Raw genomic sequence first — 26,258 nt, 5'->3', positions numbered from 1 at the left:
CCTTCAATATGCTGATTTTTGTCTCATCGCCACGGTGACAGACCTCCGGGCTAGACCTGGGTCTGTGGCATTAATGGCAGGGGAGGTTCTTGAGCAAACACCCTTGAACGGAAGGTGCAAAGCAAAACGGCCTCGTCGCAATGCGATCGAGGCCGTTTTCTATTTGGTTGCGGGGACAGGATTTGAACCTGTGACCTTCGGGTTATGAGCCCGACGAGCTGCCAGACTGCTCCACCCCGCGTCTGAGAAGAAAGATTATACACGTACTCGCATGACCGTGCTTTACGCCGCCAGCGCCACCTTCCCCCTCCCCTTCAACCCCAGCATCTCGCGCGCCTCGTCCGGCGTCGCGATCCCGAAGCCGAAGGACTCCAGGATCCCGCGTATCTTGCCCACCTGCTGGGCGTTGGAGGTGGCCATCTCGCCCGGCCCGATGGACAGCGAATCCTCCAGCCCGACCCGCACGTTGCCGCCCATCAGCGCGGCCTGGGTGACCAGCGGCATCTGGTGGCGGCCGGCGGCCAGGACGGACCATTGGTAGCTGTCGCCGAACAGCTTGTCGGCGATGCGTTTCATGTGCACGAGGTTCTCGGGATCGGCGCCTATGCCGCCCAGCACGCCCAGCACGAATTGCAGGAAGATCGGACCCTGTACCAGTCCCCGGTCGACGAAGTGCTTGAGGTTGTACAGGTGGCCGACGTCGTAGCACTCGAATTCGAAGCGGGTGCCGTGCGCCCTGCCCAGGTGTTCGAAAATGGTTTCGATGTCGCCGAAGGTGTTGCGGAAGATGGCGTTGCGGGTCTTCTCCAGGTGCTCGCGCTCCCACGGGAAGGTGAAGTCCTTCATCTTGTCCAGCACGGGGAACAGCGCGAAATTCATCGACCCCATGTTGCACGAGGCCATTTCCGCCGAAGCGTCGATGGCTCCGGCCAGCCGCTGTTCGAGCGTCATGGTGTGCGAGCCGCCGGTGGTGATGTTGATGACGGCGTCGGTCTGGGCGTGGATACGCGGCAGGAATTGGCGGTAGACCGCGGGCTCGAAGGCGGGCCTGCCGTCGGCCGCGTGGCGGGCGTGCAGGTGCAGGATGGCCGCGCCGGCGCGCGCCGCGTCCACCGCCTGCTCGGCGATCTGGTCGGGCGTGATGGGCAGGTGCGGCGACATGCTGGGGGTGTGCACCGATCCGGTGACGGCGCAGGTGATGATGACTTTTCTGGGCACGAAGAGGCTCCTGGGCAGGCGTTACGCCGGCTCGGCGACGACGCGGTTTTCGATGTGGCCGATGCCGTCGATCTCGACGCGCATCACGTCGCCGATCTTGAGGAAGGCAGGCGGATCCATGGCGGCGCCGACGCCCGAGGGCGTGCCGGTGGCCAGGATGTCGCCGGGCTCCAGCGTCATGACGGTGGACAGGTAGGCGATCTGGTCGTAGATGCTGTAGATCATCTCGCCGGTCCGGGCTTCCTGGCGCACCTCGCCGTTGATGCGCATGCGCAGGGTCAGCGCCAGCGGATCGGGCACTTCGTCGTCGGTGACGATCCAGGGTCCGATGGGGCCCGTGGTGTTGAAGGACTTGCCCAGGGTCATGGTGGCCGAGCGCCGCTGCCAGTCGCGCACCGACACGTCGTTGCAGACGAGATAGCCGGCGATGACTTCCCTGGCCTGCTCCGCCGGGACGTGGCGGCAGCGGGTGCCGATCACCACGCCCAGCTCGGCTTCGTAGTCGAGCTTGTCGGACACTCGCGGCATGTGCACCGGGTCGTAGGGGCCGTTGATGCAGCTGACCTGTTTGTTGAACCAGACCTGGCTGTCGGGCACGTCCACGCCGGCGCGCCTGGCCTCGACCACGTGCTTGCCGTAGTTCATGCCGATGGCGAGGTATTTGGCCGGATCGGGCACGGGCGCCTCCAGCCTGACGTCGGCCAGCGGGTACGCCGGCGCGCGCTCGGGATCGACGTCGCGCGCGCGCTGCAGCAGCGCGCGCCCGCCGGCGAGCAGGCCGCGCATGGTGGCGGGCAGCGCCGGGTCGGCGGCCGCGAGGTCGATCACGCGCGTACCCTCGACCTTGCCGATGGACGTCCTGCCGCGATGGGAGAAAGTGACGAGTTTCATGGGTTCCTTGTTCAAGCGGAAGAAGATGGTCCTGCCAGGGCCTGCGCCAGCGCATCGGGCGGCAGGTGGCCCCAGTCGCTGATGCGGTCGTATTCGCGCACGTCGTTCCAGTCCTCGCCCACTGTGCGGCCGGTGGCGCCGATCTCGACACGCCAGCCGTCGGGGCCCAGGCTGTAGAAACTGACCATGCCATCGTTGGCGTGCTGGCCCAGCGTGTTGGCGAGCGGCGTGCCGGCACGCAGCGCGCGGTCGTAGGCCAGGCCCACGCTGCGCACGTGCGCGACCTCGAAGTTGATGTGGTGCAGGCGCTGCGGAACCTCGGGCCGGGGCAGATAGGCGATGGCCAGCGAATGGTGGCGCGGGTTGCAGTGAAAGAAGGAGACGTGCATTTCGATCGCCCCCATGGGCAGCCGCAGCCAGTCCGACAGGACCAGCCCCAGGCCGTCGATGGCGAAGCGGCGGGCCGAGTCGTATTCCTCGGCGCTGCCCACGGCGAAGACGAAGTGGCCGAAGCCCTGCCCCGCCGTGACGAATCCCTCGGGAAAGTGGGGGCTCGCGAAGGGCGTTGCCGCCTCTTCCAGCCCCGTCACCAGCTCCAGCGGGATGCCCCAAGGGGTCTGGACCACGGTCAGGTCCCGCACGCGCCGGGCCGCGCGCTCATCCGCCGTGCCGGCCCTCATGCGCCACCCCTGTGCCGACAGCCGTCCCAGCACGCGGTCGTATACCTGCGCGTCGCCCGCCTCGAAGCCCATGCAGGCGGCATCGTTGCGCTCGCCCTTGCGCACCCATACCCGCTGGGCCTTGCCATCGACCCGCCAGGTGGCGGCGCCGTCTGCGGCAGCCTCGCCGGGCATCAGGCCCACGACCTCGGTCAGGTAGTCGCCCAGGGCCGCCGGCGCCGTGCTGTCCAGGCCGATGTAGGCCGCTTCCAGTCCTGTCCTCACGCCGGCCTCCTATTGCTGCACCGGCTGGGCGTTCACGTCGCGCAGCACCTTCTCCCAGCGCGCACGCTCGTCCCGCCAGTAGTTGCCGAACGCCTCCACCGACATGGGCTTGGGGTAGACGCCCAGGGTATCGAGCTTGTCGACCACGTCGCGTTCGGCCAGCACGGCGGCCAGGTCGCGGTTGATGCGCTCGATGGCCGGCTTGCCCGTGCCTTGCGGCGCGACGACCGCGAACCAGCCGTTGATGACCAGCGAGGGATAGGTCTCGGACGCCGCGGGCAGGTCGGGACGATTGGGCACCCGCCCTTCGGAGAACATCACGACGGGCTTGAGCCGGCCGCCCTTGATCATGGGCTCGATGGGCGGCACGCCGTCGATCAGCATCTGGGCGTCGCCGCCGACCACGGCCGAGATGCTCTGGGAACTGCTGGAGAAAGGCACGGCGCGCAGCGGCACGCCGGCGGCACGCGACAGCATGTCCACCGCGAGATTGGGCACCGAATACAGGAACGTGGTCGACACCACGAAGCTGTCGGGCTGGCGGCGCGCCATGGCCAGCACGTCGGCCAGCGTGTTGGCGGGCGACGAGGCGCTGACCGCCGCCATCATGGGGCTGATGCCCACCATGGCCACGGGCTGGAAGTCGCGCACGATGTCGACCTGCGAGCTCTTGTACATGTAGGGCGTAAGCGTCAGTACCGACGCCGGGGTGAACACGAACATGTGGTCGTCGCGTTCGGCCGACTTCACCGCCGCCAGTCCGACCAGGCCGCCGGCGCCGGGCTTGTTCTCGACGATGACGGGCTGGCCCCAGATCCTGGACAGCTTGTCGCCCAGCAGCCGGGCCATGATGTCGGGCGCCGTTCCGGCCGCCCCGGGCAGGACCAGCCGCACCGGGCGGGTCGGCCAGGCGGCCGCTTGGGCCGTACCGGCCAGGCAGGCCGCCAGCGCGAGGCCGGCGGCGATCCATGTGCGTCGTGATGTCTTCATGTGTCTGTCTCCTGGGTGGTTTCTTGTGTAATGGCGCCGGGCCGGCGCTCAAGCGTGGACTGCGATGCGTCCCGCCGCGAGCTCCAGCGCCGCCGAGCCTTCCTGTGGATCGTCGCCCCGCCATGCGACGTACTGGTCCGGCCGGATCAGGGCCAGGTCGGCGCCGTACAGCTCGCGCAAGCCTTCGGCGGGCGGGGCGACCACCGTCAGCGGGATGCCCGCGCCCGCCGCCTGGGCGGCCAGCGCCCGCGCCGCGTCCTGCGCGGCCGGGCGGGTAGCGAGCAGCGTCATCCCGCGGAAGGCGAAATGGTCGAACAACGACGCCCCGCGCTCCCTGCCCGGCGCCAGCCACGCATGCGGCGCGCGGCATCCCGGGCGCGCGGTCTGCACATAGCGCGTCGAATCCCACGGCTCGTCCGCCCCGTCCGGCTCGTGAGCCAGCACCGGAGACCGCTCGTAGCGGCTGCCCAGCACCACGCCCAGCGAATCGAACTCCTGGCGCTTGGAAACGAGGATGGCCTGCTCCGCCTCCCGCCGCGCGGCATCCCCAGCCGGCCCGTCGGCCTCCAGGCCCTCGCGCCACAAGCTGCCGGAGCTGTGCGACAGGTTGTGCACGGCCTCGTCCACCACCCGGCGATGCACCTGGCGGCGCTCCGCCTCGTAGCTGTCCAGCAGCGCCGGGCCGCCCCAGCCATCCAGCGCCGCGGCCAACTTCCAGCCCAGGTCGACGGCGTCGCCGATGCCCATGTTCATGCCGTGGCCGCCGAAAGGTGGGTGCAGGTGGCAGGCATCGCCGGCCAGGAACACCCTGCCCTCGCGGTAGCGCGTGGCGATCAGGCGATGCGCGGTCCATTCGTCTCGATGACGGATATCGATCGGGATGTCCAGGCCCAGCGCGGCGCGCATCAAGCCCTCGATGGCCGGCTCCTCGCCGTCGCGGCGGGCGTAGCCGAAGGTCCACATGTCGTTGCCGTCCAGCGGCGCGACGACCGCCGGCGCTTCCGGATTGACCAGCCAGTACATGACGGCCGGCCCCAGCCCGTGCATGCCGGCCAGACCCGGCGCGTGGAAGATGATGTTGCGGTGATGGGAAAGCGGCGACACGCCCTCCATCCGGATGTCCAGCCGCGCGCGCACGGTGCTGCGGGCGCCGTCCGCGCCAGCCATGTAGGCGGCCCGCACGCGCAGCGGTCCGTCCGGGCCCGCCAGCACCGCCTCGACGCCCCGGTCCGACTGCGAAAAATCCTCGAGCCGGGTCGAGAAGCGCACCTGCACGCCGGGCAGGCGCTCGGCATGGTCGCGCAGCACTTCCTCGACCTTGTATTGGGGCACCCACTGCGCGTGCTCGGGAAAACGCTCGTCGCGCAGCGGCGAGCAATAGAACGCATTGGCGAACCGCGCCAGTTCGCGGCCGGCCAGCCGGGTCGCGAACACCACGTTGGACGGATAGTCGACGCCGAAGGGGGCGACCCGTGCCAATTCGCCGGCCACGCCCCAGCGCCGCATCAGTTCGCGCGAACGCACGTTGGTGGTCTTGGCGCGGGGCGCGAGTCCCACCCGGTCGTGCTGCTCCACCACCAGGCAGCGCCTTCCCTGCATGCCCAGCTCGATGGCCAGCGCCAGTCCCACGGGACCCGCTCCGATCACCAGCACGTCGGTTTCCAGCAGCGTCTCGCCCGCCATGCCGTCTCCTTCCTGTGTTCTTGAATTGACAGCAGCTTAGGCATTCGGCGAAGCTCTGGAAAGATCATTACCTTGATATAGGTTATGAATAATCCAGATAACCAGGATCCCCAGATCGCCGACCTGCGGGCAGTGCTGGCGCTGATCGAGGACGGCACCGTCACCCGCGCCGCCCGGCGGCTGGGCCTGACCCAGTCGGCGCTGAGCTACCACCTCGACCGCATGCGCAAGCGCTTCGCCGATCCGCTGTTCGTCCGCGTGGGCAACCGCATGGCCCCCACGCCCTTCGCCCAGCGGCTGGCCGAACCTGCCGCGCGGGTGCTGCGCATCGTGGAAACCGAGATCGCCGGGCTGGCCCGCTTCGATCCCGCCGTGACGGACCGGGAATTCCGCATCGGCGTCAACGAGATCGGCGCCATCGTGCTGGTGCCCAAGCTGATGAAGCGCCTGGCCGAGGTTGCCCCCCTTGCCCGCCTCGCTCCCACGCAGGTATCGCCCGACACCATGGCCGCGGCGCTGGAATCGGGCGAACTGGACGTCGTCGCCGGCCATGTCTCGCGCCCGCACGACGCCCTGCTGCGCCAGCATCTCTACCGCCGCGCCTACGTCTGCGTCGCCCGCCGCGACCACCCCCGCATCGGCGACACCATGACCCTGCGCGAATTCGGGCGCACGCCGCAGGTCCAGTCCCCGTCCGTGCCCATCACCTTCGCATGGATCAACGACCAGTTGCGCAGGCACGGCGTGCAGAGCCAGGTGCGGCTGACCACCGAGCACGTGGCCGCGATTCCCTTCATCGTGGCGGCCAGCGACCTGATCGCCATCATTCCCGACGAGGTCTACCACCTGTTCCGGCCCATCGCGCCCATCAAGAAAGTCCGGCTGCCGCTGCGCATCCCGTCCATCGACGTGCACCAGTACTGGCACTCGCGCGTGGCCGGGGACCCGGCGAACCAGTTCTTCCGCTCGGTGGTCTATGCGGTGGGCTGCGAACGCCAGCCCGCCTCGCCCGGCGACCTCTCGTATACTTGACGGACCTCCCGGATCTCCGCAACCGCCGGGGCGCAGCGCCGCCTCCGCCCCCTGGACCAGCCATGACCGCTTCCGCACGCGCCCTCACGTACTTCCCGGCTCCGCGCTCCCAGCGCTACTGCTCCCAATGCGGCAACCTGCTGACCCGCCGCATCCCCGACGACGACAACCGCGAACGCGATCTGTGCGACCACTGCGGCGCGATCCACTACCAGAATCCGCGCATGGTCCTGGGGACCATTCCCGTCTGGGAAAAACAGGTGCTGCTGTGCCGCCGGGCGATCGAGCCGCGCCATGGCTACTGGACCCTGCCCGCCGGCTTCATGGAGCTGGGCGAGACCACCGCCCAGGGCGCCGCCCGCGAGACCCAGGAAGAAGCCGGCGCCCGTATCGAGATGGGGCCGCTGTTCGCGGTGCTGGACATTCCCCACGTGGACCAGGTCCACATCTTCTATCTCGCGCGCCTGACCGACGTCGAATTCGAGCCGGGCCCCGAAAGCCTGGAAGCCCGCCTGTTCGACGAGGACGAGATCCCGTGGGACGACCTGGCCTTCCGCTCGGTCTCGACCGCGCTCAGGCTGTTCTTCGCCGACCGGGAGCGCGGCGTGTTCCAGATCCACAGCGACACCCTGCTGCGCGGCCCCGAACCGGTTCCCGCGGTCTCCACGCCCGCCCCTTGAGCCCCCCGCGTCCACGCATGCCGGCCCTGCTGGAGCCGGACACGCCCTTCCCGCCGCTCGACGACGCGCTCGAGGATCCCCCGGGCCTGCTGGCCGTGGGCGCCGACCTGTCCGTCGAACGGCTGCGCGCCGCGTACGCGCACGGCGCCTTCCCGTGGTACCTGCCGGGCGAACCCATCCTGTGGTGGAGCCCGGACCCGCGCATGGTGCTGTTCACCGACCGCTTCTCGCCTTCGCACTCGCTGCGCAAGAAACTGCGGCAGGTCGAACGCGACCCCGCCATCGAGGTCAGGGTGGACACGGCGTTCGACGACGTCATGCGCGCCTGCGCGGCGCCGCGCAGCGACGAGCGCCCCGCCACCTGGATCACCCTGCCCATGCAGCGGGCCTATCGGCTCTGGCACCGGCACGGCCAGGTGCATTCGGTGGAAACCTGGATCGACGGCGAACTGATGGGCGGCCTGTACGGCGTCAGCCTGGGCCGGATGTTCTACGGGGAATCGATGTTCACCCGGGTGGCCGACGGTTCCAAGATCGCCCTGGCCTACCTGGTACGCTTCCTGCGCCGCCACGGCGTGGAGATGATCGACTGCCAGCAGGACACGCGCCATCTGGCCTCGCTGGGGGGCACGACGATTGCCCGCGCGCAATTCCAGCAGCTGATTGTAAAATTCACCCGGATGCCCGAGCTTCCGTGGCGGTCGGGCAGGCTGCGCCACGACGGCGAGATCGTCGATCTGGACGCACCCCACGCTGCGGCCGATCCCGGCTGAACCGCGCATGACGCATCTTCGAGAACTCCCCTTCGCCGCGCTGCAGTTCTACGCGACCGCCCCCTACCCGTGCAGCTATCTGGGCGACCGGATGGCGCGCTCGCAGGTGGCCACGCCCAGCCACCTGATCAACGCCGACGTCTATTCCGAGCTGGTGCGCATGGGATTTCGCCGCAGCGGCGTGTTCACCTACCGGCCCCACTGCGACGGCTGCCGCGCCTGCGTGCCGGTGCGGGTGCCGGTGGACCGCTTCCTGCCCAACCGCACCCAGGCCCGCACCTGGAAGCGCCATGCCGACCTGCAGGTCTTCGTGGCCGAACTGGCCTATTCGTCCGAACACTACGCGCTCTACCAGCGCTACCAGTCGACCCGCCACCGCGGCGGCGGCATGGACCAGGACAGCCGCGAGCAGTACGCCCAGTTCCTGCTCCAGAGCCGCGTCAACACCCGCCTGGTCGAATTCCGCGACCGGCAGGGGTGCCTGCGCATGGTGTCCATCATGGACGTGCTGTCCGACGGCCTGTCGTCGGTCTATACCTTCTTCGATCCCGACATGAAGGGCAGCCTGGGCACCTGGAACATACTCTGGCAGCTCGAGCAATGCCGACTGCTGGAGCTGCCTCATCTCTATCTGGGATACTGGATAGAACAAAGCCCGAAGATGGCCTACAAGGTGAACTTCCGGCCGCTGGAAATGCTGGTCAACGGCGAATGGCGCGAGTACGCCGGCCCGCCGGCCGCCCAGCCCGCCGCGCCGGCCGTCATCGATACCAGCCGCCTGCACGCCTCCACCCGCCACGGCCATCCCGACGATGCGCCGTCCTCCACCTCCTGACCCCCATCCGCCTGATGTCCGCGTTTTTTCAAGCCTATCCGCTGCTGCGTCCAGCCCTGTTCGCCCTGGAACCCGAAACCGCCCATGCCCTGACCCTGTCCACGCTGCAACGCGTGTACGACATGGGATGGACGCGTCCCGCCCGCGTGCCGGACCGCCCCGTCACCGTCATGGGCCTGACGCTGCCCAACGCGGTCGGCCTGGCCGCCGGCCTGGACAAGAACGGCGGGCATATCGACGCACTGGGCAGCCTGGGCTTCGGCTTCATGGAAATCGGCACGGTCACGCCCCGGCCCCAGCCCGGCAACCCGCTGCCCCGCCTGTTCCGCCTGCCGCGCGCCGAGGCGCTGATCAACCGCATGGGCTTCAACAACGACGGACTGGCCGTGTTCCTGGCCAACGTCCAGCGCAGCGGCTATCGCGCGCGCGGCGGCATCCTGGGACTGAACATAGGCAAGAACGCCGACACGCCCATCGACAAGGCGGCCGACGACTATCTGGCCGGGCTCGAGGCGGTGTATCCGCATGCCGACTACGTCGCCATCAACATCTCGTCGCCCAACACCCAGAACCTGCGCAGCCTGCAAGGCGCCGACGAGCTGTCCGGCCTGCTGCGCCAGCTCGACCAGGCCCGGGACACCCTGGCGGCCCGGCACGGCCGCCGCGTGCCGCTGGCGGTCAAGATCGCGCCGGACCTGGACGAAGGCCAGATCGACGCCATCGCCGACCTGCTGCCCCGCCATGGCATCGACGGCGTCATCGCCACCAATACCACGCTGTCCCGCGATGCCGTCCAGGGCCTGCCCCATGCGGGCGAAGCCGGCGGCCTGTCCGGCACGCCGGTACGGGAAATGTCGCTGCGGGTGGTCGAACGCCTGCGGCGCCAGGCCGGCGGCGCGCTGGCCATCATCGGCGTGGGCGGCATCCTGGAAGGCCGCCACGCGGCCGAGAAGCTCGCGGCGGGCGCGGACGCGGTCCAGCTCTACACCGGTCTCATCTATCGCGGGCCGGCGCTGGTCGGGGACTGCCTGGCGGCCGTTTCGCGGGCTCGACGCTAGCCTCGGGTTATCCCCGTGTGCCTTGTATGACAACGGGGGATGTTGCGTCGCGGAAATTCATTGCATTGGCGTTATACTGAACCTATAAGAAATGGCCTGCTGCAATGCAGAAAGGCCACCCATCTGCGGTGTAATGGAACTATGAAATTTCACCATATGGGATAAACTAGCTTCATCGCGTAGAGACTCACCACGACAATGCCAAGAGTCACGACCCCCGACGCGGCCATGATCGCCCCGTCCGCGGCACCCGCGCCGCAGATCGCCATCCAGGTGCTGGAACGCACCATGCACCTGCTCGACGCCCTGGCCGAACATCCCGATCCTGTCAGCCTGAAGGAGCTGGCCCAGGCCACCGGCCTGCACCCGTCCACGGCCCACCGCATCCTGAACGACCTGGTCGCCGGCCGCTACGTCGACCGCGTCGACAGCGGCATGTACAGCCTGGGCATGCGGCTGCTGGAACTGGGCCACCTGGTCAAGGGCCGGCTGAACGTGCGCGACGCCGCCATCACGCCCATGCGCATGCTGCATCGCCTGACCGGCCAGACCGTCAACCTTTCGGTGCGCCAGGGCGACGAGATCGTCTACATCGACCGTGCCTACAGCGAACGCTCGGGCATGCAGGTGGTGCGCGCCATCGGCGGCCGCGCCCCGCTGCACCTGACCTCCACCGGCAAGCTGTTCCTGTCGGCCGACGATGCCCGATTGATACGCGCCTATGCGCTGCGCACCGGCTTGCACGGCCATACCGCCAACAGCCTGACCGACCTGGCCAAGCTCGAACGCGAACTGGACCAGGTACGCGCCAAGGGCTATGCCCGCGACAACGAGGAACTGGAAATGGGCGTGCGCTGCATCGCGGCCGGCGTCCATGACGACACGGGCAAGCTGATTGCCGGCCTGTCGATCTCGGCGCCGGCGGACCGCATGCAGGACGGCTGGATCGATGCCCTGGTGGACACCGCGGGCCAGATCTCCGACGCCCTGGGCTACGAGCCGTCGCACGCGGTATCGGCCGCCTGACCGGAGGGGCTGGCGCGGCGCCGGCCCGCCTCAGGCAAAGCCGCCGTTGGCCCGCAACACCTGCCCATTCACCCAGCCGCCATCCGGGCCCGCGAGAAAGGACACCGCGGCGGCGATCTCCTCCGGCGTGCCCAGGCGCTCCAGCGGCGCCAGCCGCGCGATCTGGTCGATCTGCTCGGCCGTCTTGCCATTGAAGAACAGCTCGGTGCCGACCGGTCCCGGCGCCACCGCGTTGACCGTGACGCTTCGCCCGCGCAGTTCGTTCGCCAGCACCCGCACCAGCCCCTCGACCCCCGCCTTGGAGGCGATGTAGGGGCCGTAGGACGGGAAGGCGCGGGCGATGACGCTGGTGGAAAGCGCGATGATGCGCCCGCCCTCGCCCACGTGCGCGGCGGCCTGTGCCAGCACCAGGAAGGCGCCGCGCAGGTTCGTGGCGATCACCCTGTCGAAATCGGCCAGGCTGGCCGGAGCGATCGGCGCCATCGGCATGACGCCCGCGCTGTTGACCACGACGTCGATCCGGCCATAGGCCTGCCGGGCGCTGGCGAACAGCGCGGCCACGTCCTCTTCGCGCCCCACGTCCCCCTGGACCGCCAGCGCCCGGCCGCCGGCGGCCTGGATCGCGGCCACGGTTTCCTGCGCCTTGGCGGCATTGCCCGCGTAGTTGACGACCACCGCGTAGCCATCGGCCGCCAGCCTGCGGGCAATGGCGTGGCCGATGCCTCGCGAACCTCCGGTGACGATGGCGGTTTTCGTGATGTCCGTACTCATGAGTTTTCCTGATATGAAAATGCCCCCACGCTTGCCGCTTCGCGGCGGCGCTGCCCCCCCCCAAGGGGGCGCTTTCATCTTGGGGCGGCCCGGCGATGAAAAAGAAGAAAGTATGGCGAGCATTCTTCTTGTTTATTGAATTGAGATAAACCCTGCTAAATTGGCATATCAATTCAATGACAGACAACAATCCCCGTGGACCGCTTCGAATCGCTCCAACTGTTCACCCGCATCGTGGAACTGGGCAGCTTCAGCCGGGCCGCGATGGCGCTCGACATTCCCCGGGCCACCGCCACCCACGCCATCAAGGAGCTGGAAGCCAGGCTGGCGACGCGCCTGCTCGAACGCACCACGCGCCATGTCCGTCCGACACTGGATGGCCAGGCCTTCTATGAGCGCTGCGTGCACGTGCTGAGCGAGCTGGACGAGGCCGAGTCCTCGCTGCGGCATGTGGCGTCGAATCCGCGCGGCGTCCTGCGCGTGGACATGCACGGCACGCACGCGACCCGCATCGTCCTGCCCAGCATAGACGGGTTCCGCGATCGCTATCCGGGCATCGACCTCGTCGTCAGCAGCGGCGACCGGCTGGTCGACCTGGTCCGCGAAGGCGTCGATTGCGTGATACGCGCGGGCCGCCCGCGCGATTCGTCCCTGGTCGCCCGGCCGCTGGCCGTCATGCCCCAGGTCGTCTGCGCCAGCCCCGCCTACCTGGCCCGCTTCGGCACGCCGCGCCATCCGGACGATCTGGCGGGGCATCAGGCCGTGCGATTCTTCGCCAGCCAGGGCACGGCCGACTACCCGCTGGAACTGGTGATCGACGGCCAGGTCCGCAGCTATGCGCTGGGAGGCTGGATGTCGGTGAACGATGCCGAGAACTACGTGACCTGCGCGCTGCGCGGCTGCGGCCTGATCCAGTTGCCGCGCTTCCATGTCCTGGACGAACTGCGGGACGGACGGCTGGTGGAGGTCCTGGCCGAATGGCCCAGCCCGGACCTGCCGCTGTCGGTGCTCTACCCGTCGCACCGCCAGTTGTCCCCGCGCGTGCGGGTATTCATCGACTGGCTGCGCGCCCTGTATGAGGACAGGTTCGCGCCCGCCGCACCCTGAAGGCGCGCGAAAAAACAAACGCCGCGCAAGCGCGGCGTTGTCGGGGCTTGGAGAAACGGCGGCCTACAACGCGCCGATCTCTCGCTGGACCCACTGGCGGATGCGCTGGGCATCGGCCGTGCGCGTGAGCGAACCGACCGAATCGAGCAGCACGATGGCCATGTCGCGGCCGCCGATGTTGGCCAGCATGACCAGGCAGCGCCCGGCTTCGTTGATGAAACCGGTCTTGGACACGATGATGTTCCAGTCGGAACGCGCCACCAGGCGGTTGGTGTTGCGGAAGGTCTGGTGCCGGCCGGCGACCTCGACGGAGTACTCGGTATCGGTCGTGTACTGGCGGATCAGCGGACGCTGCGAACCTTCGCGCATCAGGCGCACCAGGTCGCGGGCGCTGGAGACGTTCTCGCTCGACAGGCCGGTGGGCTCGACGTAATGGGTATCCTGCATGCCCAGCGCCACGGCCTTCGCGTTCATGGCCTGCACGAACGCCGGCAGGCCCCCGGGATAGTTGCGGCCCAGCGCGTTGGCGGCGCGGTTCTCGGAAGACATCAGCGCCAGGTGCAGCATGTCGGCCCGCGACAGGCGCGTACCCACCGACAGGCGGGAATGCGTGAACTTGTGCGTGTCGATGTCGTCGGTCGTGATCTCGATCATCTCGTCCAGCGGCAGGCCGGCATCGACCACGACCAGCGCGGTCATCAGCTTGGTGATGGAGGCGATGGGAGCGACCGCGCCCTCGTTCTTGGCGAACAGGACGTCGGAGGAATTCAGGTCCTGCACGAAAGCCACGCTGGAACGCAGCGACAGATTGCCGTCGGCGTCCTCGAGCGCGGCGGAGGGCGCATAGGAAGCATGGCGGATGCTGGCGGCGGCGACGGCCTTCCTGGGTGCCGCCTTGGCGGCGCGCTTCTTGGCGGAGGCGGTCTTGGCAGCCTTGGCGGACTTGGTGGGCTTGGCCTTGGCGGCCGTGGCCTTCTTGGCCGGCTTGGCCTTGGCGCTCTTGGTCGTGGTGGCCGCGTAGGCGACGGGAGCAGCGGCGGGCAGGACCAGCCCGGCGGTTAGCGCGCACATCAATGAAACCGACAGAATCCTCTTTCTGATGCGCGCCATGTTTCCTCCGGTAACGACTCAGCCCAGGCGCCGCAGCATATCAGATTTCGAGCCAAAAATCTCCATTAAATGAACGACTTAGCGCGCACTTTTTAAGTCGTTATTTAAATACCACGGCAAAAATTACAAAAAACACCATGAAATGGGGGCGGCGTCCCCTGGGACAGCCGCCCCCGCAGTCGCGAATGGCGGGGTCAGTCGGCGTAGACGCCGGCCTTCTTGATGACCGCGCCCCACTTGGCGGTTTCGGACTTGACCAGCGTGTCGAGCGCCGCCGGCGTGGCCTTGTCGTTCAGCACGATGGCGCCCAGTTCGGTCATGCGCTGCTTGAACGCGGGATCGTCCAAACCGGCCTGCAGCGAGGCCTGGAGCTTGGCGACGATCTCGGGCGAGGTGCCCTTGGGCGCCCACAGGCCGTGCCAGATGCCCACCGAGAAGTCCTTCAGGCCCGACTCGTCCAGCGTCGGCAGGTCCGGCAGGCTGGGCACGCGGGTCTTGCTGGTGACCGCGTAGGCCTTGACCTTGCCGGCCTTGATCTGCCCGGTGGTGTTGGTGGTCTGGTCGCACATGAAGTCCACCTGCTTGCCCAGCAGGTCGTTCATGGCCGGCGCGGTTCCCTTGTAGGGAATGGTCTGGAACTCCGAGCCTATCGTGCTCATGAACATCAGGCCGCACAGATGCGACGCCGAGCCGATGCCGGCGTTGGCCATCGACAGCTTGCCGGCGTTCGCCTTCACGTAGGTCAGGAATTCCTTGATGTTGGCGGCCGGGAAGTTCTCGCGCGCGATCAGGGTCATGGGCACGTCGACGGTCAGCCCGACCGGCTGGAAGTCATGGGCCTGGTCGTAGCTCAGCTTGCGGTACAGCGCGGGCGCGGTCGAGAAGCCGATGTGCATCAGCAGCACCGTATAGCCGTCGTTCGGCGCCTTGGCCACGCGGGCGGTGCCGATGGTGCCACCGGCCCCGCCGACGTTCTCGACCACCACGGTCTGGCCCAGCGACTTGCGCATGGCCTCGGCCAGCGAACGCGCCACCACGTCGGTGGGACCGCCGGCGGCGAACGGCACGATCATCGTGACCGGGCGGGTGGGATAGCCCTGCGCCATCGCCTGCGTAGGTGCGAGGACGGCCGCGCTGGCCAGGGCCGCGGCCCCGATCGCCACGGACACAGCTTTCTTGTGGATAGCCATTCTTTTATCTCCTGCCTCGTTGAATAGGTGCGCCGCGAGCCGACAATTCCCGCGGCGGTGAGACGAGTTTAAGGGATGGAAACCACGAAGCCGTGACGGTTTCGCCTATCGTTTCCCCTGAGCCCAGGCCACCGCGAAGGCCGACAGCGCCATGCCGGCCACCATGGTCGCCGTCAGCGGTTCGTCGAAGGCGGCCCAGGCCATCAGCGCCGTCACCGCCGGGGTGAGATACATCAGGCTCGCCACGCGCGTGGCCGCGCCGCGCCGGATCAACAGGAACAACAGGCAGATGGCGCCTATCGACAGCGCGAAGACCGACCACGCCCAGGCGCCCGCCAGCGCCCAGGTCCACTGCACCGCCATGGTCTCGAACCACCAGGCCGCCGGCAGCACCACGGCCAGCGAGGCGCCGAACTGCAACAGCAGCCCGGCCCGCAGGTCCACCCCGGGACAGAAGCGCCGCTGATAGACCGTACCGGCAGTGATGGAGAGCAGCGCCGCCACCGCGAAGGCCAGGGCCTGCCACGTCAGGCCCAGCGTGCCGATGCGGTTGCCCACCACCAGGGCCACGCCCACGAATCCCAGGACCAGCCCGGCCCACTGCCGCGCGGAGGGCGGCTCGCCCATCCAGCGGCCGGCCACTGCGGTCAGCAGTGGCTGCAGCCCCACCACCAGCGCCGCCAGGCCCGCCCCCATGCCCAGGTGGATGGCGATCCAGACGCCCCCCAGGTAGCCGGCCTGCAGCAGCACCCCGGCCACCGCCATGTGGATACCCTGGCGCCGGCTCGGCCAGGCGATGCCGGCGCCGATGCTGAACGGCGCCAGTACCGCCAGCACGCCGGCGAAGCGCATCGAAAGAAAAGTCAGGGGTTCGGCGTAGGGCAGGCCGTAGCGGGCGACGACGAAGCCGGTGCTCCAGATCAGGACGAAGAATGGGGAAATCAGGCGTGATGGCAGCGGGGAACCCACGACGGCGGCCTTTCGGATCGGATCAGTCGGGAAGTGTAGCCGCCGTGCCACGCCTCGCACCATGCAGGGGCGCGCGAAGGGCCCCTGCATCGCGCATCGCACCAAAAAAATGTGGCGCAACGCAACACATTCGCGGCCGGAGCAGCTTGACTTTCGACCATACGTCCTTAAAATACGTTTTGTGCATTGCAGCAAAGACGCTTACCGCGATACGGTGCGTGCACCAGGATCGGGCTTTTTGGGGCGTACTCCCCTTGTTTCCCGGTCGCCTCGTGTAGACAGTCCTCAAGGAGCCCCCTATGTTTGCCACCCCCGAACGCGCCCTGGCCACCCAAAAAGCCGCCTTCGACGCCCTGCTCGCCGCGCAGAACACCGCCTTCGCCGGCTTCGAGAAGCTGGTCGACCTGCACCTCAAGGTGACCAAAGCCACGTTCGAAGAGGCCTCGCTGAAGGCCCAGGAAGCCTTCGCGCTGAAGGACGGCCAGGAAGCGCTGGCGTTCGTCTCCGCGCTGGCCCAGCCCAACGCCGAAAAGGCGCTGGCCTACAGCAAGCACGTGTACGACATCGTCTCCGGCGTGCAGAACGAATTCACCCGCCTGGGCGAAGCCCAGATCGCCGAACAACAGCGCCAGCTGTCGGACGTGGTCGAGCAACTGGCCAAGAACGCCCCGGCCGGCTCGGAAAGCGCCCTGGCCCTGCTGAAGTCCTCGCTGGCCACCGCCACCTCGGCCTACGAATCGGTGAACAAGGCCGCCAAGCAGGCTGCCGAGCTGGCCGAGTCCAACCTGAGCGCCGCCGCCAACGCGACGTTCAAGGCCGCCGCCGAAACCGGCAAGACGACTCGCGCTCGAAAGACTGCAGTCTAAAGACTGCAGTCTCAGGGAGGACCACCCCCTACGCGCTTCGCGCGCCCGGCATGGTGAGCCCCCAGCCGCTACGCGGCAGCCCCCCTGGGGGGCCGGGGCCCGCCTTGGGGCGGCCCGGCACCGGGCCCCGTAGGGGGCGGCACTGGCGGACCGGCGGAGCCGGATCCGCTGTGCCCTGGGTAAAAAAGCGAAGAACGGTGTTCGTTCTCCGCTTTTTTGTTTTTTAGGTTGATGCGGCGGCGAAGACGCCGCCCAGGCGGCGGGCTTCGTCGCGCAGCATGGCCAGGGCCTGTGCCGCGCTGTCGGGGTCGCCCTTGACGCCCAGTTCGATGTGGCGCCGCTTGCCCTCGCCCATGCTGGGCAGGCTGAACACCTTCACGCCCGGCCAGCGCCGCTCGATGGCTTCCATCACGGGGGCGATGCTGGACTCGGCCAGTTCGAACACCATGAACGAGTGCTCCACGTGCGGCACCGCGTGGTGCAGCCCCGCGTAGCGGTGGTCCAGCGTCCATTCGATCATCGGCCACGCCATCACCGGGAAACCCGGCACGAAGGTATGGTCGCGGATGAAGAACCCCGGGATCTTGTTGTATGGATTGGGCACGATCTCGCTGCCCACCGGAAACTCGCCCATCTGCAGGCGCCGCAGGTTGTCCGGCGCCGTCATGTCGGCCGTGCCAGACCCCTGCGCGGCGGTTTCCGCGCAGCGCTGCGTGATCAGCTCGCGGGCCTCGTCGTGCAGCGCCAGCGGCAGGTCCAGCGCGGCCGCGGCCGCCTGGCGCGTGTGGTCGTCGGGCGTCGCGCCTATGCCGCCGCACGAGAACACCACGTCGCCGCTCGCGAAGCTGCGCCGCAGCGCGGCGACCAGCTCCTCGCGATCATCGCCCAGGAACTGCGCCCACGACAGCCGCAGGCCGCGCGCGCCCAGCAGCTCCACGATCTTGGAAAAATGCTTGTCCTGGCGACGGCCCGAGAGGATCTCGTCGCCGATGATGATCAGGCCGATACGGCGATGGGAAACGGCAGTGTCGTTCATGGCGTGGTTTCGCTGCGCAAGCGGCGCAGCGCCTCGAGTGCGAAGTGCGAGAACAGGAGCGCGGAAAACACCGGCAGCAGGAACCAGGCCGGCGGCAGCAGGTTGAGCAGCGAGCAGATCAGCCCCAGCCCCCAGAAGCCGCGATTGTGCCGTGCCATCAGGATGCGCCGTTCTTCCGGCGAAGCATGCTCGATCATGGCGTCGAGCCGCAGCATGCGGGTGAAGGCGAAGGCCCACCACGCGATCGGCAACAGCACCGCCAGCGGCGGCAGCAGCCACAGCGGCATGGTCAACAGCCACCCCAGCACGAACAGCGTGGTCACCCACACCGCGTTCCAGACGCTGGCCACCGTGGCGTTGCGGCCGCGCCGCTGCAGACCCGGATAGTCGTTCTGTTCCAGGTTGCGCAGCACCAGCGGCATGATCAGCACCGCCGCCACGACCAGCCCCAATATGCCCGACAGCGGCAACAGGATCAGCGTCGCCACGACGGGAATCAGCCACAGCTTCAGCGACGCGATGCCGATCGCCACCAGCATGCCGTCGATCTGCCCCATCAGCGGCAGCGAGAACAGGGTTCCTTGCAGCCACTCGGTCAGCGGCGTCCAGAACAGCCAGATCAACACCACGGCGCCCACCAGGGCGACCAGGAACGGCAGCAGCAGCGCCAGCAGCATGGGGCCGCGGAACTGGGACACCACCGCGCGCCCGAAGGCCAGTCCCACGCCTTGCAGGCCGGCGCTGGCGTCACCGCGTTCGACAGGAGAAGAAGTCATCGGAGCTCCGGGAATTCAGCCACGGTTGCAAGTATGACGCATGGCACAGGCATAATGGCTACAACTCCCTACTTCCTCGCATCATGGCCGTCCATCTTCCCGACACCGGCGCCAGCGATCTCTCGCGGCGCCTCGACGATCCGCAGACCATCCTGGTGGCCTGCCTGTGCGCGGCATGGTGCGGCACCTGCCGCGAATACCTGCCCAAGTTCGAAGACCTGTCCAGCCGCTTCGAAGACCACGTCTTCCTGTGGGTGGACGTCGAGGAACATCCCGACCTCCTCGACGACCAGGACATCGAGGACTTCCCCACCCTCCTGATCCAGAACGGCAACCAGACCCTGTTCTACGGCCCCATGCTGCCGCACATCGGCCACCTGGAACGCCTGCTCGAAAGCCTGCAGACCGACAGCCCCCCGCCCAACCTGCCGGGGGCGCCGGAGCTGCGACGCAGCCTGACCTGATCCCTCCTGCAGGAACGCCCGGACACGGCCGTCTGAAGAACCCTAGCGGTTCAACGCCTCCCAGCTCTTCTGCAGCCGCTTGACCGAAACCGGCATGGGCGTGCGCAACTCCTGCGCGAACAAGGCCACCCGCAGTTCCTCCAACATCCACCGGAACTCGTCCAGCTTCCCATCCGGCACCCCCTTGCGCGCCGCCCGGGCCCGCTGGTAGGGCACCAGCAGCTGATTCAGGTCCGCCAGCAGGCGCGCATCGCGCGCCGGATCCGCGCGCAGCTTGTCGATCCGCGCCTGGACCGCCTTGAAATACCGCGGAAAATGCGACAACTGCGAGAACGGCGTCTCGCGCACGAACCACTTTCCCATCAGCCCGCGCATCTGCTGCTCGATGTCCGCATGGGCCGCGGCATGCGGCTTGGCCTGCGGCAGCTTGCGCTGCGCCGCGGCCCATTCCGTCAGCACCGCAGCCACCAGGCGCGCGATTTCCTGCGCCAGCAGTCCCACCCTGCCCTTGCCTTCCGTGCGCCGCTGGGCGAACGATGCCGCGTCCGAGGGCCACGGATCGGCCAGGCAGGCCTGCGCCAGCGCCGCGTCAACGATCTGGTCGCGCAGTTCCTCCTGCGTGCCCAGGGGCATGTAGAGCATGCTCATCTGCGTCATGCCGGTCAGGTTCTTCTCCAGGAACTTGACCTGTTCCTTCAACTGCAGCCGGAACAGCCGCAGCAGCCCCGCGCGGTGATGGCGCGCGGCCTCGTCCGGATCGTCGAACACGTCCAGGTCGCAGTGCGCGCCGCGATCGACCAGCGCGGGATAGCCGATCACCGACAGGCCGCCGCGCTTGATCTCCATCAGCTCCGGCAAGGGCCCGAAGGTCCAATCCGTCAGGTTCTCGTGCGCCAGCGCCTGCGCCACTTCCTTGTCGCGCGCGGCCACCTGCTGGAACGTGGCCTGCGCCTCGCGCCCCAGTTGCGCCTTCAGGTGCGACAGGTTGCGGCTCATGTCCAGCATGCGGCCGTACTCGTCCACCACGCGGAAGTTCATGGACAGGTGCGCAGGCAGCGTCTCCTGCTTGAAGTCCGACGGCGCCAGTTGCACCGTGGTCCGCTCGCGCACGTCGGCGATCAGCGCCTCGACCAGCCCGCGGTCCGGCTTCTGCGCCTGCTCGAACCACCGGTCGTAGAAGCCCGCCGCGTACTCGGGCAGCGGCACGCAGTGCCGGCGCAGCTTCTGCGGCAGCGACTTCAGCAGCAGATGGACCTTCTCCTTCAGCATGCCCGGCACCAGCCACTCGCAGCGCGCCGGATCGAGCTGGTTCAGCGCGAACAGCGGCACCGACAGCGTCACCCCGTCGCGCGGCGAACCGGGCTCGAAGTGGTAGTCGAGCGCCATGTCGATCCCGTGCAGCGACAGCTTCTTGGGAAACACCTCGGTCGTGACGCCCGCGGCCTCGTGTCGCATCAGCTCGTCGCGCGACAGGAACAGCAGCTTGTCGCCCGACTTGCGCGCTTCTTCCTGGTACCACTTCTCCAGCGTCACGACCCGGTTCACGTCGGTCGGCACCTGCCGATCGTAGAACGCGAAGATCAAGTCCTCATCGACCAGGATGTCGGGCCGGCGCGACTTGTGCTCGAGCTTCTCGATCTCGGCCACCAATTTGCGGTTGTGCGCGATGAAGGGCAGCCGGCTGTCGAGTTCGCCGGTGACCAGCGCCTCGCGTATGAACAGCTCGCGCGCCTGACGGGCATCGATGCGTCCATAGTCGATCCGGCGGCCGGCGTAGACGGTCAGCCCGTACAACGTCGCCCGCTCGTTGGCGACCACGCGGCCTTCCTTTTTCTCCCAGCGCGGATCGGACCAGTTCTTGCGCAGCAGGTGGCCGCCCACGCGTTCGATCCACGTCGGGTCGATGCGCGCGATGCAGCGCGCGAACAGGCGCGAGGTCTCGACCAGTTCGGCCGCCACGACCCATCGCCCCGCCTTCTTCGCCAGCCGGGAACCCGGATGGATGAAGAAGCGTATGCCGCGCGCGCCCAGGTACTGGGCTTCCTCGTCGGACTTGTAGCCGATGTTGCCCAGCAGCCCGGAAAGCAGCGCCAGATGGATCTGTTCCAGCGTGGCCTCGGTCTGGTTCAGGCGCCAGCCATGCTCGCCCACGACCGCGGCCAGTTGCGAATGCACGTCGCGCCATTCGCGCATGCGCACCGGCGACAGGAAGTTCTGGCGCAGGTTCTCCACCAGCTTGCGCTGCGACTGCTTGTGCTCGACCGCCTCGTTGAACCACTTCCACAGCTTCAGGAAGGCCATGAACTCCGACCGCTCGTCGGCGAACTTGGCATGGGCCTGGTCGGCCGCCTCCTGCGCGTCCATGGGCCGGTCGCGCGGGTCCTGCACCGACAGCGCGGCCGCGATGATCAGCACCTCGCTCAGGCAGGACTGGTCGCGCGCCGCCAGGATCATGCGGCCGATGCGAGGGTCCACGGGCAGCCGCGCCAGTTCCCGCCCCACGGGCGTCAGTGCGTTGTCCTCGTCGATCGCGCCCAGTTCCTGCAGCAGGTGGTAGCCGTCGGCCACGGCCCGCCCCGGCGGCGCCTCGACGAAGGGGAACTGCTCGATGTCGTCCAGCTTCAGCGACTTCATGCGCAGGATGACGCTGGCCAGCGACGAGCGCAGGATCTCCGGGTCGGTAAACGGCTGGCGCGCGGCGTAGTCGGTGTCTTCGTACAGCCGGATGCACACGCCCGGCCCGATACGGCCGCAGCGGCCTGCCCGCTGGTTGGCCGAGGCCTGGCTGACCGGCTCGATGCGCAGCTGTTCGACCTTGTTGCGCCACGAATAGCGCTTCATCCGGACCAGCCCGGTGTCGACCACGAACCGTATGCCGGGCACCGTCAGCGAGGTCTCGGCCACGTTGGTGGCCAGGACGACGCGGCGGCCGCTGCCCTTGGGATGAAAGACCCGTTCCTGCTCGGCCTGCGACAGCCGGGCGAACAGCGGCAGCACCTCGGTACCGGGCGGATGGTGCTTGCGCAGGGCCTCGGCCGCCTCGCGGATCTCGCGCTCGCCGGGCAGGAACACCAGCACGTCGCCGGCGCCGTGGCGGGCGCACTCGTCCACGGCATCGACGATGGCGTCGATCAGGTCGCGTTCCTCGTCGCGGGACAGGTTCTCCTTCTCGCGCGTCCGCTCGGGCTTCCTGGCCGGCTGCTCGTCGGCGTCGCTGGCCTGCATGCCGCGGGTATCCACCGGCCGGTAGCGCACCTCCACCGGATACAGGCGCCCCGAGACATTGATGACCGGCACCTCGGGCTGGCCGGGCAGGCTGAAATGCCGGGCGAAGCGTTCCGCGTCTATGGTTGCCGACGTAATGATCAGTTTCAAATCCGGCCGCCGCGCCAGCAGCTGGCGCAGGTAGCCCAACAGGAAATCGATGTTCAGGCTGCGCTCGTGCGCCTCGTCGATGATGAGCGTGTCGTAGGCGCGCAGCCACGGGTCGCGCTGCGACTCGGCCAGCAGGATGCCGTCGGTCATGAGCTTGACCGAGGCCCCGGGGGCCGTGCGGTCGTTGAAGCGGACCTGATAGCCCACCACCTCGCCCAGCGGCGTGCCCAGCTCCTCGGCGATCCGGCGCGCCACCGAGGTCGCCGCCAGGCGCCGCGGCTGGGTGTGGCCGATCATGCCGGCCACGCCACGTCCGGCGTCCAGGCAGATCTTGGGCAACTGGGTGGTCTTGCCCGACCCGGTCTCGCCGCTGACGATGATGACCTGGTGCGCCGCCAGGGCGCGCGCGATCTCGTCTCGCCGGCCGCTGACGGGCAGGTCTTCGGGGTAGGTAATGGGCGGAACCGGGTTGCGCCGTCGTGCCAAAGGCACATTCTTGCTGGATTGTGCGACCATGAGAAGAACTTGGGTTAACCCATCATTATAATTTTGGGATGAACGCAGCCGCACAACCTCCCGACCCCGATCCTGCCCCCTCCGACCTGCACGCCCGGTTCGTGCAATGGTTCCGCGAGGTGGCGCCCTATGTCCACGCCTTCCGCGGCAAGATCTTCGTGGTGGCTTTCGGCGGCGAACTCGTCCAGGCCGGCGCCCTGAACGTCCTTATCCAGGACCTCTCGCTGCTCAGCGCCCTGGGCATACGCCTGGTGCTGGTCCACGGCTCGCGCCCCCAGGTCAACGAGCAGCTCCGGCTCAAGGGCATCCCCTTCCAGTTCGGCCGTGGCCTGCAGATGACCGACGCCGCCGCGCTGGAATGCGCCAAGGAAGCGGCCGGCGAAATCCGCCTGGACATCGAGGCGGCGTTCAGCCAGGGCCTGCCCAACACGCCCATGTCCCATTCCCACATCCGGGTCATCTCGGGCAATTTCATCACCGCCCGGCCGGTCGGCGTCATCGACGGCGTCGATTACCGCCATACCGGCCAGGTGCGCAAGGTCGACGCCGAGGCCCTGAACCTGGCGCTGGGCCAGGGATCCATCACGCTGCTGTCGCCGCTGGGCTTCTCGCCCACCGGCGAGGCCTTCAACCTTTCCATGGAAGACGTCGGCACCGCCGTGGCCGTGGCCCTGCGCGCCGAAAAGCTGATCTTCCTGACCGACGCCCCCGCCATCCAGGACAAGGAGGGCAACGTCGACACCGAGCTGGCGCGCGAAGACGCCGATGCCCTGATCTCCCAGGGCGACGTGGACGCGGGCACGGCCGTGGTGCTCAAGCACGCCTCGCGCGCGGTCAAGCTGGGCGTGGCGCGCGCGCATCTCGTGCCCTTTGACCTGGACGGCGGCGTGCTGCTGGAGGTCTTCACCCACGACGGCGTGGGCACCATGGTCGTGGAAGACACGCTGGACGACCTGCGCCCGGCCACCATCGACGACGTCGGCGCGATCCTGCACCTGATCGAGCCGCTGGAAGTGGACGGCACGCTGGTGCGCCGCGGCCGCGGCAGCATCGAGCGCGACGTCGAGAAATTCTCGGTCAGCGAACACGACGGCGTCATCTACGGCTGTGCGGCGCTCTACACCTACCCCGAGGAAAAGATGGCCGAGATGGCCGCGCTGACCGTCAACCCGCAGTGGCAGGGCACGGGCGAAGGCGACAAGCTCCTGCGCCACATCGAAAGCCGCGCCCGGGCGGCGGGCATCACGCGGCTGTTCGTGCTGACCACGCGCACCGCGCACTGGTTCATCAAGCGCGGCTTCGCCCAGGGCAGCGTGGCCGACCTGCCCAAGGACAAGCAGGCGCACTACGACCGCAGCCGCAACAGCCAGGTGTTCATCAAGCGGCTATAAAATGCATTTACATGTATTTATATTGAACTCATATCAGAACAAACTCTGATATTTAATGTATTTACATATTTCTTGCTCCGCATTACCTTAGGCTGAAACGACCCTCGCGCCCGCCCACCGGCGTCCGCAAAGCCAAGGAGCAAGCATGAACGTGCATCGCAGGCAATTCGGCGCGGCGGCGCTAGCCATGGCGGCGGCCTGGGCCGCCGGCGCGCAGGAAAGCTATCCCTCGCGGGCCATCACCCTGGTGGTGGCCTACGCCCCGACCGGCGACACGGACGCCATGGCGCGTCTTTACGCGGCCAAGCTGTCGGCCCGCCTCAAGCAGCCGGTGGTGGTCCTGAACCGCCCGGGCGCGGCCGGCACCATAGGCAGCCGCCACGTCAGCCAGGCCGCGCCGGACGGCCATACCCTGCTGTTCGCGCCCAACACCGTGGCCACCGCGCCTCTGGTCATGAAGCCCGAGGCCCTGACCTACGACGTGCTGAACGACTTCGCCCCCATCGTCCAGACGTCGATCTGCCCGTTGATCCTGGTGGCCAACCCCGCCACCGGCTTCAAGACCCTGGCCGACGCGGTGGACGCCGCGCGCGGCGGACGGCAACTGTCCTTCGGCACGCCCGGCCCGGGATCCCCCATGCACATCGCCGGCGAATGGCTGAACCGCGCCGCCGGCATCGGCATCCAGCACGTGCCTTACCGCGCCAACGTGGCGGCCCAGATAATAGGCGGCCATGTGCCGCTGGGCTACGTCACCCTGGGCACCGTCGCGCAGTACCTGCAGGCGGGCAAGGTCACCGCCCTCGCCGTCACCGATCCGGCCCGCTCGTCGTTCCTGCCCCAGGTGCCGACGATCGCCGAGTCCGGCTACCCCGAGGTCGCGGTGGGCGCCTGGCACGGGTTCTTCGCGCCCAGGGGCACCCCCGACCATGTGGTGGCGCTGCTCAACCGCCACCTGAACGAGATCCTGCGCATGCCGGACGTGATCGAGACGCTGAAGCACTTCGCGGCCGAACCGGTGGGCGGCCCTCCCTCCCGCCTCAAGGAACTGGTCGCGGCCGACCACCGACGGCTGGGCCGGATCATCGGCGAACTCGGCATCCGCGCCGACTGACCGAAGCGTCCGCAAACGGCCGAGAGATCCATTTCGGCCAATTTGCGGCGGACGGCGGCCATCCTCCGGGCGAGACGCCCGCTGCCCACGCACGCGCGGCTATATTGCCGCCGCATACGCCGCTAAAGGAGCAGCCCATGAAGACCAAAGCCGCGATCGCCTGGAAGGCAGGCGCGCCCCTGACCATCGAAGAAGTGGACCTGGAAGGTCCGCGCGCCGGCGAAGTGCTGATCGAAGTCAAGGCCACCGGCATCTGCCACACCGACTACTACACCCTGTCGGGCGCCGACCCCGAGGGCCTGTTCCCCGCCATCCTCGGCCACGAGGGCGCCGGCATCGTGGTCGATGCCGGCCCGGGCGTCTCGACCCTGAAGAAGGGCGACCACGTCATCCCCCTCTACACGCCCGAGTGCCGCCAGTGCAAGTTCTGCCTGTCGCGCAAG

The 26,258-nt window shown here is 68.2% G+C and carries 24 protein-coding genes and 1 tRNA gene; 12 read left to right on the top strand and 13 right to left on the bottom strand.

What is annotated here, in order from left to right; genetic code table 11:
• Positions 1 to 164 precede the first annotated feature (164 nt).
• From EV675_RS14345 to EV675_RS14320, 6 genes are all read right to left on the bottom strand, one after another.
• Positions 165 to 241 (bottom strand) — tRNA-Met (locus EV675_RS14345).
• A gap of 41 nt (positions 242 to 282) precedes the next feature.
• Positions 283 to 1,218 carry a 3,5-dioxohexanoate:acetyl-CoA acetone transferase gene (gene kce, locus EV675_RS14340; RefSeq protein ID WP_130358045.1) on the bottom strand — a complete coding sequence of 312 codons (936 nt, stop codon included), beginning with the start codon at positions 1,216 to 1,218 and terminating at the stop codon, positions 283 to 285.
• Positions 1,219 to 1,239: 21 nt separating this feature from the next.
• A complete protein-coding gene (locus tag EV675_RS14335) occupies positions 1,240 to 2,109 on the bottom strand; it encodes a fumarylacetoacetate hydrolase family protein (protein ID WP_130358044.1) in 870 nt (289 codons plus the stop codon).
• An 11-nt stretch (positions 2,110 to 2,120) separates the two neighbouring features.
• Positions 2,121 to 3,053 (bottom strand): VOC family protein, encoded by a 933-nt coding sequence (locus EV675_RS14330; protein ID WP_130358043.1) that lies wholly within the window; start codon positions 3,051 to 3,053, stop codon positions 2,121 to 2,123.
• Between the two features lie 9 nt (positions 3,054 to 3,062).
• Positions 3,063 to 4,043 (bottom strand): Bug family tripartite tricarboxylate transporter substrate binding protein, encoded by a 981-nt coding sequence (locus EV675_RS14325; RefSeq protein ID WP_130358042.1) that lies wholly within the window; start codon positions 4,041 to 4,043, stop codon positions 3,063 to 3,065.
• A 48-nt stretch (positions 4,044 to 4,091) separates the two neighbouring features.
• Positions 4,092 to 5,726, bottom strand: a complete 1,635-nt coding sequence (locus tag EV675_RS14320; RefSeq protein ID WP_130358041.1) for an FAD-dependent monooxygenase — start codon at positions 5,724 to 5,726, stop codon at positions 4,092 to 4,094.
• Between the two features lie 84 nt (positions 5,727 to 5,810).
• Between EV675_RS14320 and EV675_RS14315 the strand changes: the two genes are divergently transcribed.
• The 6 genes from EV675_RS14315 (at position 5,811) to EV675_RS14290 (ending at position 11,130) form a co-directional block, all read left to right on the top strand.
• Positions 5,811 to 6,758: a LysR family transcriptional regulator gene (locus EV675_RS14315; RefSeq protein WP_130358040.1), complete on the top strand. Its 948-nt coding sequence runs from the start codon at positions 5,811 to 5,813 to the stop codon at positions 6,756 to 6,758.
• A 62-nt stretch (positions 6,759 to 6,820) separates the two neighbouring features.
• Positions 6,821 to 7,438: an NUDIX hydrolase gene (locus EV675_RS14310; protein WP_130358039.1), complete on the top strand. Its 618-nt coding sequence runs from the start codon at positions 6,821 to 6,823 to the stop codon at positions 7,436 to 7,438.
• Positions 7,439 to 7,455: 17 nt separating this feature from the next.
• Positions 7,456 to 8,211 carry a leucyl/phenylalanyl-tRNA--protein transferase gene (gene aat, locus EV675_RS14305; protein ID WP_130358038.1) on the top strand — a complete coding sequence of 252 codons (756 nt, stop codon included), beginning with the start codon at positions 7,456 to 7,458 and terminating at the stop codon, positions 8,209 to 8,211.
• Positions 8,212 to 8,218: 7 nt separating this feature from the next.
• Complete coding sequence (locus EV675_RS14300; RefSeq protein WP_130358037.1) at positions 8,219 to 9,046, top strand: arginyltransferase; 828 nt, start codon at positions 8,219 to 8,221, stop codon at positions 9,044 to 9,046.
• 14 nt (positions 9,047 to 9,060) lie between these two features.
• Positions 9,061 to 10,104: a quinone-dependent dihydroorotate dehydrogenase gene (locus EV675_RS14295; protein ID WP_130358036.1), complete on the top strand. Its 1,044-nt coding sequence runs from the start codon at positions 9,061 to 9,063 to the stop codon at positions 10,102 to 10,104.
• 198 nt (positions 10,105 to 10,302) lie between these two features.
• Complete coding sequence (locus EV675_RS14290) at positions 10,303 to 11,130, top strand: IclR family transcriptional regulator (protein ID WP_130358035.1); 828 nt, start codon at positions 10,303 to 10,305, stop codon at positions 11,128 to 11,130.
• 30 nt (positions 11,131 to 11,160) lie between these two features.
• Here the strand turns inward: EV675_RS14290 and EV675_RS14285 are convergent, their stop codons facing one another.
• Positions 11,161 to 11,901 (bottom strand): SDR family oxidoreductase, encoded by a 741-nt coding sequence (locus EV675_RS14285; RefSeq protein ID WP_130358034.1) that lies wholly within the window; start codon positions 11,899 to 11,901, stop codon positions 11,161 to 11,163.
• Positions 11,902 to 12,096: 195 nt separating this feature from the next.
• On the opposite strand from EV675_RS14285, the gene EV675_RS14280 reads away from it, so the two are divergent.
• Positions 12,097 to 13,008, top strand: a complete 912-nt coding sequence (locus EV675_RS14280; protein WP_130358033.1) for a LysR family transcriptional regulator — start codon at positions 12,097 to 12,099, stop codon at positions 13,006 to 13,008.
• A gap of 63 nt (positions 13,009 to 13,071) precedes the next feature.
• Here EV675_RS14280 and pbpG read toward each other — a convergent pair whose 3' ends face one another.
• The 3 genes from pbpG to EV675_RS14265 all read right to left on the bottom strand — a co-directional run bounded on the left by pbpG (position 13,072) and on the right by EV675_RS14265 (position 16,277).
• Positions 13,072 to 14,118: a D-alanyl-D-alanine endopeptidase gene (pbpG, locus tag EV675_RS14275; protein WP_130358032.1), complete on the bottom strand. Its 1,047-nt coding sequence runs from the start codon at positions 14,116 to 14,118 to the stop codon at positions 13,072 to 13,074.
• Positions 14,119 to 14,312: 194 nt separating this feature from the next.
• On the bottom strand, positions 14,313 to 15,308 hold the full coding sequence (locus EV675_RS14270; RefSeq protein WP_130358031.1) for a tripartite tricarboxylate transporter substrate binding protein BugD: 996 nt from the start codon (positions 15,306 to 15,308) through the stop codon (positions 14,313 to 14,315).
• A gap of 105 nt (positions 15,309 to 15,413) precedes the next feature.
• Positions 15,414 to 16,277, bottom strand: a complete 864-nt coding sequence (locus EV675_RS14265) for a DMT family transporter (protein WP_242621448.1) — start codon at positions 16,275 to 16,277, stop codon at positions 15,414 to 15,416.
• Between the two features lie 299 nt (positions 16,278 to 16,576).
• Between EV675_RS14265 and EV675_RS14260 the strand changes: the two genes are divergently transcribed.
• Entirely contained in the window at positions 16,577 to 17,143 is a 567-nt protein-coding gene (locus EV675_RS14260; RefSeq protein WP_130358030.1) for a phasin family protein, read from the top strand.
• Positions 17,144 to 17,366: 223 nt separating this feature from the next.
• Here the strand turns inward: EV675_RS14260 and EV675_RS14255 are convergent, their stop codons facing one another.
• Together EV675_RS14255 and EV675_RS14250 are read right to left on the bottom strand one after the other, a co-directional pair.
• Complete coding sequence (locus EV675_RS14255; protein ID WP_130358029.1) at positions 17,367 to 18,179, bottom strand: competence/damage-inducible protein A; 813 nt, start codon at positions 18,177 to 18,179, stop codon at positions 17,367 to 17,369.
• The gene (locus tag EV675_RS14250; protein ID WP_130358028.1) at positions 18,176 to 18,955 is read right to left on the bottom strand and encodes an EI24 domain-containing protein; all 780 of its coding nucleotides are present in this window, start codon (positions 18,953 to 18,955) and stop codon (positions 18,176 to 18,178) included. The genes EV675_RS14255 and EV675_RS14250 overlap by 4 nt, the downstream gene beginning before the upstream one ends.
• A gap of 83 nt (positions 18,956 to 19,038) precedes the next feature.
• Between EV675_RS14250 and EV675_RS14245 the strand changes: the two genes are divergently transcribed.
• Positions 19,039 to 19,419 carry a thioredoxin family protein gene (locus tag EV675_RS14245; protein ID WP_130358027.1) on the top strand — a complete coding sequence of 127 codons (381 nt, stop codon included), beginning with the start codon at positions 19,039 to 19,041 and terminating at the stop codon, positions 19,417 to 19,419.
• A gap of 42 nt (positions 19,420 to 19,461) precedes the next feature.
• On the opposite strand, the gene hrpA is transcribed toward EV675_RS14245, so the two are convergent.
• On the bottom strand, positions 19,462 to 23,364 hold the full coding sequence (hrpA, locus tag EV675_RS14240; protein WP_242621447.1) for an ATP-dependent RNA helicase HrpA: 3,903 nt from the start codon (positions 23,362 to 23,364) through the stop codon (positions 19,462 to 19,464).
• Here hrpA and argA point away from each other — a divergent pair.
• The 3 genes from argA to EV675_RS14225 all read left to right on the top strand — a co-directional run.
• Positions 23,349 to 24,701, top strand: a complete 1,353-nt coding sequence (argA, locus tag EV675_RS14235) for an amino-acid N-acetyltransferase (protein WP_130358025.1) — start codon at positions 23,349 to 23,351, stop codon at positions 24,699 to 24,701. The genes hrpA and argA overlap by 16 nt on opposite strands.
• 145 nt (positions 24,702 to 24,846) lie before the next feature.
• Positions 24,847 to 25,815 carry a Bug family tripartite tricarboxylate transporter substrate binding protein gene (locus EV675_RS14230; RefSeq protein WP_130358024.1) on the top strand — a complete coding sequence of 323 codons (969 nt, stop codon included), beginning with the start codon at positions 24,847 to 24,849 and terminating at the stop codon, positions 25,813 to 25,815.
• Between the two features lie 137 nt (positions 25,816 to 25,952).
• Positions 25,953 to 26,258 (top strand): alcohol dehydrogenase catalytic domain-containing protein (locus EV675_RS14225; protein WP_165404613.1); only part of this gene is annotated, 306 nt, incomplete at its 3' end.

It is taken from the genome of Pigmentiphaga kullae (genome assembly GCF_004216695.1).
Taxonomy (GTDB): Bacteria; Pseudomonadota; Gammaproteobacteria; order Burkholderiales; family Burkholderiaceae_B; genus Pigmentiphaga; species Pigmentiphaga kullae.
Note: the sequence above shows the minus strand (reverse complement) of the source record. Positions and strands in the feature narration are given on the sequence as shown.

What these genes read in the sequence shown, in the direction of transcription:
- EV675_RS14335 (WP_130358044.1), bottom strand. Translation starts at nt 2,109, where the DNA reads ATGAAACTCGTCACTTTCTCCCATCGCGGCAGGACGTCCATCGGCAAG.
- EV675_RS14325 (WP_130358042.1), bottom strand. Translation starts at nt 4,043, where the DNA reads ATGAAGACATCACGACGCACATGGATCGCCGCCGGCCTCGCGCTGGCG.
- EV675_RS14320 (WP_130358041.1), bottom strand. Translation starts at nt 5,726, where the DNA reads ATGGCGGGCGAGACGCTGCTGGAAACCGACGTGCTGGTGATCGGAGCG.
- EV675_RS14315 (WP_130358040.1), top strand. Translation starts at nt 5,811, where the DNA reads ATGAATAATCCAGATAACCAGGATCCCCAGATCGCCGACCTGCGGGCA.
- EV675_RS14310 (WP_130358039.1), top strand. Translation starts at nt 6,821, where the DNA reads ATGACCGCTTCCGCACGCGCCCTCACGTACTTCCCGGCTCCGCGCTCC.
- aat (WP_130358038.1), top strand. Translation starts at nt 7,456, where the DNA reads ATGCCGGCCCTGCTGGAGCCGGACACGCCCTTCCCGCCGCTCGACGAC.
- EV675_RS14300 (WP_130358037.1), top strand. Translation starts at nt 8,219, where the DNA reads ATGACGCATCTTCGAGAACTCCCCTTCGCCGCGCTGCAGTTCTACGCG.
- EV675_RS14295 (WP_130358036.1), top strand. Translation starts at nt 9,061, where the DNA reads ATGTCCGCGTTTTTTCAAGCCTATCCGCTGCTGCGTCCAGCCCTGTTC.
- EV675_RS14290 (WP_130358035.1), top strand. Translation starts at nt 10,303, where the DNA reads ATGCCAAGAGTCACGACCCCCGACGCGGCCATGATCGCCCCGTCCGCG.
- EV675_RS14285 (WP_130358034.1), bottom strand. Translation starts at nt 11,901, where the DNA reads ATGAGTACGGACATCACGAAAACCGCCATCGTCACCGGAGGTTCGCGA.
- pbpG (WP_130358032.1), bottom strand. Translation starts at nt 14,118, where the DNA reads ATGGCGCGCATCAGAAAGAGGATTCTGTCGGTTTCATTGATGTGCGCG.
- EV675_RS14270 (WP_130358031.1), bottom strand. Translation starts at nt 15,308, where the DNA reads ATGGCTATCCACAAGAAAGCTGTGTCCGTGGCGATCGGGGCCGCGGCC.
- EV675_RS14260 (WP_130358030.1), top strand. Translation starts at nt 16,577, where the DNA reads ATGTTTGCCACCCCCGAACGCGCCCTGGCCACCCAAAAAGCCGCCTTC.
- EV675_RS14255 (WP_130358029.1), bottom strand. Translation starts at nt 18,179, where the DNA reads ATGAACGACACTGCCGTTTCCCATCGCCGTATCGGCCTGATCATCATC.
- EV675_RS14250 (WP_130358028.1), bottom strand. Translation starts at nt 18,955, where the DNA reads ATGACTTCTTCTCCTGTCGAACGCGGTGACGCCAGCGCCGGCCTGCAA.
- EV675_RS14245 (WP_130358027.1), top strand. Translation starts at nt 19,039, where the DNA reads ATGGCCGTCCATCTTCCCGACACCGGCGCCAGCGATCTCTCGCGGCGC.
- argA (WP_130358025.1), top strand. Translation starts at nt 23,349, where the DNA reads ATGAACGCAGCCGCACAACCTCCCGACCCCGATCCTGCCCCCTCCGAC.
- EV675_RS14230 (WP_130358024.1), top strand. Translation starts at nt 24,847, where the DNA reads ATGAACGTGCATCGCAGGCAATTCGGCGCGGCGGCGCTAGCCATGGCG.